This window comes from Rhizobium sp. CF122 (assembly GCF_000282035.1).
Lineage (GTDB): Bacteria > Pseudomonadota > Alphaproteobacteria > Rhizobiales > Rhizobiaceae > Rhizobium.
The window spans coordinates 85,261-96,751 of record NZ_AKKA01000109.1 but is presented as its reverse complement, the minus strand read 5'-3'; the positions used below and the strand labels follow the sequence as shown (position 1 = coordinate 96,751).

The 11,491-nt window shown below is 59.1% G+C and carries 10 protein-coding genes; 5 read left to right on the top strand and 5 right to left on the bottom strand.

Translation table 11 applies throughout. The features are described 5' to 3' along the window. The first annotated feature begins 428 nt into the window (after nt 1-428). The gene (locus PMI09_RS26610; RefSeq protein ID WP_007801648.1) at nt 429-1,640 is read left to right on the top strand and encodes a TIGR03862 family flavoprotein; all 1,212 of its coding nucleotides are present in this window, start codon (nt 429-431) and stop codon (nt 1,638-1,640) included. 34 nt (nt 1,641-1,674) lie between these two features. Here PMI09_RS26610 and panB read toward each other — a convergent pair whose 3' ends face one another. Together panB and panC are read right to left on the bottom strand one after the other, a co-directional pair. Continuing rightward, nucleotides 1,675-2,496 carry a 3-methyl-2-oxobutanoate hydroxymethyltransferase gene (panB, locus tag PMI09_RS26605; protein ID WP_007801647.1) on the bottom strand — a complete coding sequence of 274 codons (822 nt, stop codon included), beginning with the start codon at nt 2,494-2,496 and terminating at the stop codon, nt 1,675-1,677. Continuing rightward, nucleotides 2,496-3,371, bottom strand: coding sequence for a pantoate--beta-alanine ligase (gene panC / locus PMI09_RS26600; RefSeq protein WP_007801645.1), 876 nt, complete (start codon nt 3,369-3,371; stop codon nt 2,496-2,498). The genes panB and panC overlap by 1 nt, the downstream gene beginning before the upstream one ends. Before the next feature lie 447 nt (nt 3,372-3,818). On the opposite strand from panC, the gene PMI09_RS26595 reads away from it, so the two are divergent. Then, on the top strand, nt 3,819-4,484 hold the full coding sequence (locus tag PMI09_RS26595; RefSeq protein WP_007801644.1) for a J domain-containing protein: 666 nt from the start codon (nt 3,819-3,821) through the stop codon (nt 4,482-4,484). A 19-nt stretch (nt 4,485-4,503) separates the two neighbouring features. Here the strand turns inward: PMI09_RS26595 and PMI09_RS26590 are convergent, their stop codons facing one another. The 3 genes from PMI09_RS26590 to PMI09_RS26580 form a co-directional block, all read right to left on the bottom strand. Continuing rightward, a complete protein-coding gene (locus PMI09_RS26590; RefSeq protein WP_007801642.1) occupies nt 4,504-5,499 on the bottom strand; it encodes a Tim44 domain-containing protein in 996 nt (331 codons plus the stop codon). A gap of 90 nt (nt 5,500-5,589) precedes the next feature. Next, nucleotides 5,590-6,048 carry a YbaK/EbsC family protein gene (locus tag PMI09_RS26585; protein WP_007801640.1) on the bottom strand — a complete coding sequence of 153 codons (459 nt, stop codon included), beginning with the start codon at nt 6,046-6,048 and terminating at the stop codon, nt 5,590-5,592. 52 nt (nt 6,049-6,100) lie between these two features. Further along, nucleotides 6,101-6,874 (bottom strand): DeoR/GlpR family DNA-binding transcription regulator, encoded by a 774-nt coding sequence (locus tag PMI09_RS26580; RefSeq protein WP_007801638.1) that lies wholly within the window; start codon nt 6,872-6,874, stop codon nt 6,101-6,103. Between the two features lie 490 nt (nt 6,875-7,364). Here PMI09_RS26580 and PMI09_RS26575 point away from each other — a divergent pair, with 490 nt between their 5' ends. Genes PMI09_RS26575 through PMI09_RS26565 form a run of 3 tightly spaced genes read left to right on the top strand, consistent with a single transcriptional unit; the run spans nt 7,365 to nt 11,443 of the window. After that, nucleotides 7,365-8,144 carry a glycosyltransferase family 25 protein gene (locus PMI09_RS26575; RefSeq protein WP_165933026.1) on the top strand — a complete coding sequence of 260 codons (780 nt, stop codon included), beginning with the start codon at nt 7,365-7,367 and terminating at the stop codon, nt 8,142-8,144. Beyond that, the gene (locus PMI09_RS26570; protein WP_007801635.1) at nt 8,141-9,511 is read left to right on the top strand and encodes an O-antigen ligase family protein; all 1,371 of its coding nucleotides are present in this window, start codon (nt 8,141-8,143) and stop codon (nt 9,509-9,511) included. The genes PMI09_RS26575 and PMI09_RS26570 overlap by 4 nt, the downstream gene beginning before the upstream one ends. Before the next feature lie 6 nt (nt 9,512-9,517). Then, entirely contained in the window at nt 9,518-11,443 is a 1,926-nt protein-coding gene (locus PMI09_RS26565) for a polysaccharide biosynthesis protein (protein ID WP_007801633.1), read from the top strand. Nucleotides 11,444-11,491 lie beyond the last annotated feature (48 nt).

The window sequence follows — 11,491 nt, the reverse complement described above, 5'->3', positions numbered from 1 at the left end:
AAGGGCAACTACAACTTGACCGACAGCGACTTCAACGGCGTCTCCTGAGGGGACGAGCGCGCCTCCCCGACCGGGTCATCCCGGTCGGGGAGCATCGCCGGCCGCGCAACTTACATCATCTCGTTGCCGCAACGCCCCACTGGGAGCATTGGTTTTCCGGGATTTCCGCCACAAAGACCCGCTGGCGCGTGTTTGCCTACGGTCATGGTCCGCGAGGGTCGTCCGCACTGGTATTTTGAGTCTGACGGGGCTGTATTCAAGGCCCAAAGCACGCTTGCAACTGGTCGTTTTCTCGCGCGTTCATTATCTTTACCAATCGACCTCGAAAACGCGCGCCGTAGGCGCGGTCCGTTTCCAGCAGATACTCTTGCGCATCGCGCTCGGGCAGGCCATGAGGGGTCCTCGATATCGATCCCGGGCGATTTTTGATGGTGAGGAAGCAAATCGCGATCTTCGGCGGCGGCCCGGCGGGCCTGACGGCCGCGGAAAGTTTGTCGTTGGAAGGGCACGCCGTCACGGTCTACGAGGCCATGCCGACAGTCGCGCGAAAATTTCTCCTTGCCGGCAAGTCCGGGCTCAACATCACCCATTCCGAGGATTACGAGCGCTTCGCGTCACGCTTCGGCGCATCAAATGCCCGCTTGCGCGACGCACTGGACAGCTTCAAGCCATCCGACGTCAGAGCCTGGGCGGCGAGACTTGGTACGGAAACATTCGTGGGATCCTCAGGGCGCGTGTTTCCGATAGCCATGAAAGCTTCACCGCTTCTTCGTGCCTGGCTGCTTAGACTTGAGACCCAAGGCGTCAAGATCCTGACCCGGCACCGGTGGATAGGATTCTCTGGCGCGGGCTACCTCATCGAAACGCCGAAGGGCGTAAACGTGATCCAGCCGGACGCGGCACTCCTCTCGCTCGGTGGGAAGAGCTGGCCCCGCCTCGGCTCCGACGGAAGCTGGCTGCCTTGGCTCAGGGAGAAAGGCATCGCAGTTGATGACTTTCAGCCCGCCAATTGCGGTTTCGATGTCGATTGGAGCGAGTATCTGCGAGATCGATTTTCGGGCGAGCCCGTCAAATCAGTCACGGCATCCTCGTCGGCGGGAACGATCCCCGGAGAATTCGTCATCACCCGGCATGGTATCGAGGGCAGCCTCGTCTACGCCCATACAGCCGTATTGAGGGAGAGCTTGACCGCCGGCGAAGCCGCAACACTTTACGTCGATCTAATTCCGGGACGCACGCGAGAGCGCATCGCCCGTGAACTTGGAAAACAGGATCCGAAGGCAAGTCTATCGAACCGACTCAGGAAGGCTGCCGGCATTGACGGCGTAAAGGCGGCGCTACTTCGCGAGCTTGCGGGCGCCACAAACCTCGGCGATCCCCATCAACTGGCCGGTCTGATCAAGGCCTTGCCCATCCCCCTTCGAAGAACCCGCCCGATCGCCGAGGCGATTTCCTCGGCAGGCGGCATCGAGTGGGACGAGCTTGATCGGAACTACATGCTGAAGGCGTTGCCCGGCCTCTTCGTCGCCGGTGAAATGATCGACTGGGAGGCGCCGACCGGCGGCTATCTCCTGACGGCATGCTTTGCCACCGGCCGGGCAGCGGCCCGCGGAATCGAATCCTGGCTCGGCCGGCGCTAGGTCGTTAGTTCCCGCACCGACATAGCTGCCAACGCTACCGTTTCGGCTGGAACGTATGTTCCTTGGCCGGGAACTGGCCGGAGCGGACTTCTTCGGCGTAAGCCTGGGCGGCCTGCGACACCAGCGGGCTCAATTCGGCAAAGCGCTTGACGAAGCGCGGCTTAAAGTCGTTGAAAAGCCCCAACATGTCGTCCGACACGAGTACCTGCCCGTCACAGGCAGGCGACGCGCCGATACCGATGGTCGGCACGCTAAGCGAAGCAGTGATGTCGCGGGCAACAGGTTCGACGGTTCCCTCGACAACGACAGCGAAAGCGCCGGCTTCTGCGACCGCCAGGGCATCGCGGCGAATCTTTGCCGCCTCCTCGTCTGAATGTCCGAGCGACCGGAAGCCGCCGACCGCATTGACCAACTGCGGCATCAGCCCAACGTGAGCAAAAACCGGCACACCTCGCGCGGTCAGGAAGGCGATCGTCTCCGCCATTTCCTCGCCGCCCTCCAGTTTGACGCCGTCGCAGCCGGTCTCCTGCATCAGTCTGACAGCGTTGCGAAACGCCTGTTCTTTCGACTCCTGGTAGCTGCCGAAGGGAAGGTCGACGATGACGCAGGCATGCGACACACCGCGCATGACGGCGGCGCCATGAGCAGCCATCATGTCGAGTGTCACACCAACCGTCGTCTCCATGCCGTACAGCACCATGCCGAGGGAATCGCCAACCAGGAGAAGATCGCAGTGCTGATCGAGCAGGCGGGCGATTGGCGTCGTGTAGGCTGTCAGGCAGACGATGCGGTCGTTGCCCTTCATCGCCCGGATCGCTGTTGTCGTCAGCCGCTTCTGCTTGCCATGGATGCTCACTATGCCGCCCTCGAATTGTTGATTGATTTGATCCCGATCACCCTGTTGTCGAGGAGCCGCGTCGTGCCGATCCGCACGAAGAGCGCAACAAGGGCTGGCGCCGATTGCAGCGAGGACAAGCGCTCCAGCGTTTCAGGATGGCGTACGGCGACCACTTCTGGCGTAGCAAGCGGTTCCACCGCGATGAACCGTGTGAGCGCCGCCTCCATTTCCTCGGGGCTATCACAACCCTTGGCATAGAGCCGCTCGGCTTCTGCCAGCGCATTCGGCACGACCACGGCCGCGGCCCGTTCCCGCTCATTGAGGTAGACATTGCGCGATGAGCAAGCAAGCCCATCGGCCTCGCGCACCGTCGGGACGGCAACAACCCGAACCGGCTGGGCGAGATCCTCGACCATCCGTTTGATAAGCGCCACCTGCTGGTAGTCCTTCTCGCCAAAATAAGCGCGATCGGGCTGCACGAGATTGAAAAGCTTCGTGACGACGGTCGCCACACCTGCGAAATGCCCGGGTCGCACCTCCCCTTCCAGTAGATTTCCGAGTGCCGGGACATCAACGAGCGTCAGCATCGGCCGCGGGTACATTTCGCTCACTTCAGGTGCAAACAGGATGTCGACGCCGGCAGCCTCGAGCATCGCGCTGTCGCGCGCCAGATCCCGCGGATACTTGCCGAGATCCTCATTGGCGCCAAACTGCAGCGGATTGACGAAGATCGAGACCACGCTCACCTCGTTCTCCGAGCGTGCGCGGGCGACCAACTCCATGTGACCGATATGCAGGAATCCCATGGTGGGTACAAAACCGATCGCTTTGCCGTCGCGCCGAGAGGCGCTAAGCCGATCGCGCAATTCAGCTATCGTGCGGACAACGCGCATAAAACCTCCTCCGAATTCGTCGGACCCGCCGAGCCGGCCGGACAAATGGTGGCGGATAGAACGCGATTTGACGAATACCGTCAACGCGGGCTGCGCGATTATAACGATTAAGCAGTATGCTGGGCACGCGTTATTTGCGCAGCCGCGATGAAGCGATTGGGAATATTTGCCAGGCTCCATGTGCATCAGTGTCGAATCGAAGGCCACTGCAATGGGCCCCGCGAGTGACCGAATCGCACATCATGTGGACATGGGTCACAAATTTTCGCAGCACCAATCCGCGCGACGATCGTCACGCGGCCGCGTTGCGCAATCTGGCGATCTCCTCGTGCGACTTTGTTTATTCTTTTTGTCCAAACTCTGCCCCAGTGATAGTAGAAGAAAGCCTCGATGGACGAATACCCTTCATGGGTGGCACGGCAATGTCCGAACAGCGACGGAGGGATGGTGACCAATCCTTATGAGATTCTCGGCGTCCGGCGAGATGCGACCGATGACCAGGTAAAGGCGGCGTATCGGCGCCGCGCGAAGGCGACGCATCCGGACTCCGGGGGCGATCCGGAGGCATTCAGCCGAGTGCAGAAGGCTTACGAGCTCTTGTTGGATCCAGTCCGCAGGAAGGTGTTCGATGATACGGGCTACGACGTTGAGCTCGCAGACCCCATCGACTTGCAAGCCCTTATGGTCATCGAAAAGTTGGTCAATCAGCTGACCTTGGACGAGCGCGAGCCCGGCACGTTTGATCCGCTCACCCGCATGCGATCTGACCTGTCGGAGGAAATGCGCAAGGCGCGTTTTAGCAAACGCGAACTCGAGCGCCATGCCTCACGCATCGAGCATCATCTGGAAAGGCTGGAAAAGCGACCGGCGACCGACATTCTTGGCTCCATGCTGCGTGCCCGTATCAAGGCAATTTCGACAGCGATCGGCGAAACCGAAGCCAAGATCAAGGCCAGCGAGCGGGCATGCGAAATGCTCTACGACTACACCTATGAAGTGGATGTTCAGGAAGGCGAGGAGGGCCTCGCCGTCGAGGATCAGTCAGCGCCGGCCTTGCGCAACAAGCGTGACGACCGGCCACTTTGGGTCGTCCCCGCTGCTCAAGAGGGTTGAAGGGCGTTCGCCGCGTGGGTTACGCGGCGCGCTGCTCTGTGCCCTGGATTGCGGCGAGCTTCCACTCGTCCCCTCCCCTGCGCACGAAAGTCCAGACTTCCGTCGTTTCTGTCGGTCGAATGTTGTCCCCGCTGACGAGCTTGCCGTTCGCCCGCTCGACGAGCGCGTCGATAGAGGAATAGCGCATCGCAAGCGTCGCGTATTCCGCGCCATCCTCCCGCCAGGCTTCGGCAACGTCGCCCTGCAGCAGCTTGACATTCGACACTTCGTTGCGCACGCCGTTCGTCGCATTCTCCCCGAGTTCCTCGGCAAGGTAGGACATGGCTTCCGGCGTCGTTAGGCGGCGCAACGTGCCGTAGTCTTCGGCGCCATAGGCGGTCTGCACCTCTGTCAGCAGTTGCTCGAAGCGGTCAAGATCGCGCTGACCTAGGCCGAGCTCGTCATTCGGTTTCGCGTTTGACTGCCGCTGTTGATAACCTGCCCCCGATCCAATCGACGGGATCGGAAATGACGCGTTGCCGCCGGAAGCCATGTTGCTGGCGGTTGGGCGGGTGGGACCGCCGTAGGCCGGCTGGCGGCGATTGGCGAAGAAACGCATGGCAAAGGAAATCGCAATGGCGATCAGGGCGACCTGCAACAGCATGCCGAGGAAGCCGAAGCCGCCGCCGAAACCGTGGCCGAGCAACATGCCAAGAAGGCCACCAGCGATAAGGCCACCGATCATCGATCGTCCAAAACCATTGAAAATGCCAGGCCTCTGCGTGCCGAGTGGCTGCTGACCGGCGTATGGCGCGTTGGTTTGCTGGCGGGGCGTCATCGAGCGCTCAATTGGGGCAGCCGGCGAAGGCGCCGTGCTCGTGGCAGGCGGCGCCTGGAACGTTCGCGTGCCGCGGCTGCCGAATCCGGAGCTGCCGGCGCGGCGCGCATCGGCCTCGCCGATCGAGGCAAATACGGTAGCGCCTGTCACAACGGCAATCGCCGCAATCTTGGCAAAACGCGAAACGGCACGAGGCATCCAATCTCTCTCCTGTCATGACAAACAACGCATGTCAGGGGCTTATATAGGGATTGCTTCGCGGGTTTGAAGCTTTAGGCGCGCCGATCTTTATTGGCAGACGTCGACCCAGGTCGCCCCTGTCAGTTGCGCCAAGCGCTCGGTCGATATGCGCACGGCCGAATTGGTGGACCCGGCAGCCGGCACAACTTCATCAAATCGCCGCAGCGAAACATCGCAGTAGATCGGCAAAATTCTTGGCAAGCCGAAGGGGCAGACACCACCAACGGGATGGCTGGTGACCTCCACAACCTCCTCCGGCCCAAGCATCCGGCCCTTGCCTCCGAAGGTGTCCTTGAACTTCCTGTTGTCGAGCCTCGCCAGGCCGCCGGCAACGACCAGCATCGTTTCCTCACCGACCCGCAGGCAGATCGTCTTGGCGATCTGAGCGGGATCGACCCCATGCGCGTCGGCAGCCAGCGCCACGGTCGAAGAGCTTTCGGCGGTTTCGATGATCTCGAGATCGGGAGCATGTGCGCTGAGGAATGCGCGGACGGTTTCTAGACTCATGCGCGAAAGCTAGCGCAGGACAAGGATCGAATGAACCCTAAATTGCCAGTGTCTACCCATGCGCTGATCCAGTCTCGATCAACTTCACGCTGTTTTCCTGACACAGGCGGCGGATCGAAGGCGTAATGCACCGATCGGTGATGAAGGTATGCACTTGTGGAAGCTGGGCGATGCGAACGGGCGCAGTGCGTTCGAACTTCGTCGAATCGGCCACCAGAATGACGTGCCGCGCATTCGCGATGATTGCTTGCGCGACCTTCACCTCGCGAAAGTCATAGTCAAGCAGTGCTCCGTCCTCGTCGATCGCCGATGCGCCGATAACGGCATAGTCCACCTTGAATTGCCGAATGAAATCGACAGCCGCCTCCCCCACGATACCGCCGTCAGAGCCGCGCACGACCCCGCCGGCTATGACAACCTCGATTGTAGGAAGCAGCCTCAGTCGATTGGCAACGTTGATGTTGTTGGTAATGACCATCAGCTCATGATGGTTCATCAGCGCCTCGCCGACGGCCTCCGTCGTGGTGCCGATATTGATGAAAAGCGAAGCGTTATTTGGGATAAGCCCAGCGGCGGCCACACCGATCGCTTGCTTTTCGGTCGCTGCGATCTGGCGTCTCGCCTCATATTTCACATTCTCGGTGCCGCTTGGAAATGTGGCGCCACCATGAACGCGCGTCAAAATCTGGGCGTCGCAGAGGTCGTTCAGATCCTTGCGGATCGTTTGCGGCGTAACAGAGAAATGCGCCGCCAGCTCCTCGACGAAAACGCGGCCGTTCGACTTGGCCATCCCGACTATTTCCGTTTGGCGATCGCTCAGGAACATGAGTTCGGTCTCTTTCGCTTGCGTTTCGTTTCGCAGAGTTAGAATGCTTAACAGAGGCTCAGGCGGGCGCAAAGAGTGATCATCGGGCTCAAGAGAAAGATAGCACCTTCGGTTTAAGTGCTCCCACTGTCAGCTTCACCACCGAGTACCCGACGGTAAAGCCGATAACGAACCTTCAAAACTATCGGGAATTTGAGCACCCGATCCACATCGGGCTTGCAAGAAGCGCCAATACGAAGGTAGGAGACACCCGCGTTGAATTTGCAACTGCCATGGGATGCGTCCCGACCTTTCGAGTTTGCTGTGGCCGAAGCATGGTCTTTGCCCACAATTGTGGATACACACGCAGAAGCTGTTGTAGATAAGCATGGGCGGAAATATGATCCATTCAAGCCATCGAAAGCGGTCTGTGCCGTTGCGGTCTCCTTTAGGCCTCGAAAGCAAAAGGCAAGGTAAGGGTCGAAAGAGTACTACAAGTGACGCGGATCAAATGCTCGAATTGAACACGGCAACAGGGATGAAGCGTTTGCAACGTTTGATCGGTGCGTACGTGATCAACATGGACAGCTCTTCAAAGCGATGGGCGGAGGTTTCGTCGCAAGCAACCCTGGCCGGAATGCAGATCGACAGAGTTCCAGGTGTGGATGGACGTTCAATCCCTGCGGCACAAAGATCCGGGTTTAACGAGAAAGAATTTCTGCGTCGGAACGGCCGACAGATGTTGCCCGGGGAATACGGTTGCTATCGTGCTCATATGAGGGCATTGGAGGCCTTTCTCTCAAGCAGCTACGAAAACGCCATCATTATGGAAGATGACGTGGAATTGCGTCAGGATTTCACGCCGAGGGCAGCTGCGATCTTAAGAGCAGTCCCGTCCGCCGAGGTCGTAAAGTTGCTCAATCACAGGTCAAAATGGTGTCGGACAGTCGCCATCTCGGAGTACGGAGATGCTGTTGGGCGCTGTTTGCACGGTCCGCAGGGTTCAGCTGCTTGCTATTTGGTCACGCGCGAAGGCGCCCGAAAGCTGCTTGAAAGCGCGGGCGATATCGAATTCCCCTTCGATATGACCCTTGAGCGCGGATGGAAGACTGGCGTTAATATCTATACCGTTCGGCAGAATATCGTCGAACTATCCGAACGCTCAGCTGTGAGCCAGATTGCCAACAGGGCTCAGTACCGTGCCGTGAAATTGCGAGGCGCCCGCAAGATCGGAACGCATTTTCTTCGCTTGATCGAATATGCGCGCCGGATAAGGTATGCACTCTCATGACAGTATCTATACCTCGCAGCCAGACGAAGCCGGCAACCCTCGACTTCGTCATCGCCATATTATGGCTAGGGATGATGTCAGTCACGTTGATAGAGAGCGACGTCTATCGATATGCTGCCATCCTGCTCATGGCCTTGACCCTTATGCTTCGTAAGGTCCCTCTGCGCGCATCGCTGACCGACTGGTTGGCGATCGTCTGCGTGGCTTGGGGTTTCCTAGCTTTGTTCAGGTTTCTCTTCGGGTTGATCGTAGACGGTGAAAGAGGCGCGTCGGAGTGGCTCTACGCTTTTGCGATCTTTTTTCCTGCGATGGGCGTGGCGCTGCATACGAGCTGGAACCTCATCAAGCCAATTTTGCTGGCTTTCTTCTGCGGCGCGCTTGTCCTCCTGATGATCTCGACGCCGCTATCGACGATCTTGGCGGGAGAGCGGATCTCTCCTGCTTTCCATCATAATTCGATTCACGGCGCGGTCGGATGTGGCTTTATCTTCATCGGGGCGTTTTACTGGGCCCTGCATCAATGGGAGATTGGCAGCTCAACGCGCACCAAGGCAGCTGTCTCAGCGATTGCCGTGATGGTGATTGGCCTGGCGATTCTCAACATTTACGGCGCCAAGTCCAAAGGCGTATGGTTGGCGCTACTGCCAGCTCTTGGCCTGATGGTGGCAGCGACACTTTTCTACCTCCGGCGAAAGACAGTGCTCGCCGCCGCCATGAGTGGCCTTTTGCTCCTGTCGTGGGGAATTTACGAGGTTCGCGACAACTTGGCGCACTTCGGAGCTGCAACGTTTAGTTCCGTTGTGGGGATCGTTGATCGATTGGATAGTGGTGTTTCCGTGCAACGCGTCCTGCAGGACGCGATCGCCTCCCCAGAGACACCAGGGTCTCTGGACGAGCGGCTGCAGCTGTGGGCCAATGCAATCGACGTCATCTCCGTCGCACCGGCCTTCGGCAACGGCAACACGTGGCTCACCATCTGGCAAACGACCCCTTATCGCGGTGTAACCTACACGCTGATGCACAACGGCTACCTCGAGATCCTCGTCCGGTATGGCTTCTCCGGTCTCGCAATATTGGCGCTGATCGTTGTGTCGGCCATCTATCGTGTTTATCGGGCTTCCTCGGCAGGCATCATCAGCAAGAGCGCCTTTGCTTGCTACCTGACGTTTGCGGTCTACTTCGCCTTCACTATCCTCAGCAATTCGAACAACCGGCTTGCCCTGGGCGAATCCTATGCCCTGCTGTTTGCGGCCACATGTTTTGCCTGTTCGATAAGACTGCGTTCAGGCTCCGTTGCCCAGAGCAGTGACGTTCCTTTGCACACTGCCGATTTGCCTAACGCAGTTCCCGTCCGCGTGCAGGGATAGGGGCAGATGCGGGCGGTTTCCGACAGGTACGTTCGAAGCATTCTCGATTTGCCACGGCCTGCGAAGCGTGTTTTGGCCCTGCTTGTCGATTCATGCCTTTGCATCTTGACCATCTGGCTCGCCTTTTGCTTTCGCTTGAATGATTGGGTGACGCTCACCGGGATGCAGCTTGCAACAATCCCTGTGTCACTCGTGATTGCCCTGCCGATCTTCATCACAATGGGTCTTTACCGGGCAATCTTCCGTTTCCTCGGTTGGTCGGCGTTCATCACGGTAATCAAGGCCATAACAATTTATGGCCTTGCATTCATGGCCATTTTTACCGCCATCAGCTTCCCGGGAATACCACGCACGATCGGCATCATGCAGCCGTTGTTGCTGCTGCTGGCGATCGGCCTGTCCCGCTTCATGGCGAGATATTTCCTGAGTGAGGCCTACAAGCGGATCCTGCGACAGAACACGCAGACGAACATGCTCATCTATGGTGCTGGATCCGGAGGCAGGCAGGTCGCTGGCGCGCTCAGCGGCAGTGCTGATTTCAAGGTTGTCGGCTATCTCGACGATGACAAGAGCTTGCATGGAAGCCTTATCGGCGGCGTTGTGGTTTACGATCCAGAGAAGATCGTGGAATTGAGCGCGCGGCTGAACGTGCGCACGATCCTCCTGGCGCTTCCGAAGATCGATCGGTCCCGCCGCAATGAAATCCTGGAGCAGCTTCGTGGAGCACGCGTTGCCGTTCGTACTGTCCCCGACCTGAACGCCCTCGCCGGCGGCCAGGCAGAGTTCACCGACCTGCAGGAACTGGATATTGAGGATCTGCTGGGCCGCACGCCGGTTCGGCCAGATCAAGCACTGCTGGAACGCAACATTCGCGGTCGGGTCGTGCTCGTGACAGGCGCTGCCGGATCAATCGGCAGCGAACTGTGCCGCGGACTGGCGCGGCTGAAGCCGGCGGCATTGCTGATCCTCGACCAGAACGAATATGGGCTTTATGCCTTAGAGAACGAACTGCTGGGTAGCAACACGGATACCGGGCTGCAGATCGTGCCCCTGCTTGCAAGCGTTTGCGACGAGCTTCGTATCCAGAAAATCATGGAGACCTGGCGGCCAAACACCGTCTATCACGCTGCAGCGTACAAACATGTGCCGCTGGTTGAAAAGAACCCCGTGGAAGGGGTCAAAACGAATGTCTTTGGCACTGCTGCGGTTGCGCGAGCGGCGATCAATACCGGCGCCGAAAGATTCATACTGATCAGCACAGACAAGGCGGTCAGGCCGACCAACGTCATGGGCGCTACCAAGCGACTGGCGGAAATGGCACTTCAGGGATTGGCGGCAGAGGGCGCCACAACCGTCCTCACCATGGTGCGGTTTGGCAACGTATTGGGATCATCCGGCTCGGTTGTCCCCTTGTTCCGCCAGCAAATTCGCCAAGGCGGCCCCATTACCCTGACGCATCCCGACATCATCCGCTTCTTCATGACGGTGCCGGAGGCAACGGAGCTCGTTATACAGGCAGGCTCCATGGCCAAGGGAGGCGACGTCTTCGTCCTCGACATGGGTGAACCCGTCAAGATCATCGACCTTGCCCGGCGTATGGTCGAGCTATCCGGCCTGACCCTCAAAGATGAGCGAAATCCGTCAGGCGACATCAGCATTGTCACGACTGGCCTGCGGCCAGGAGAGAAGCTTTACGAAGAATTGCTGATCGGTGACAATCCCGAGCCGACCGAACATCCCAAGATCATGCGCGCGCGGGAACGCTTTATCACCTGGGAGGCCCTGTCACCGAAACTTCAGCAACTGGGCTCCGCGGCCGACGGGGGCGATGTCGAGGAATTGCGCCGCATCCTGAGCGAGCTTGTACAGGACTATCGGCCATTTGACGGGGTGGTTGATCTCGTCTCCCTTCGCCAAGGCGTCGCCCAATGACAGCCAGCGTCAAAGGTTTGCCTTGCATACTGCCGTCGGCTCGGAGCT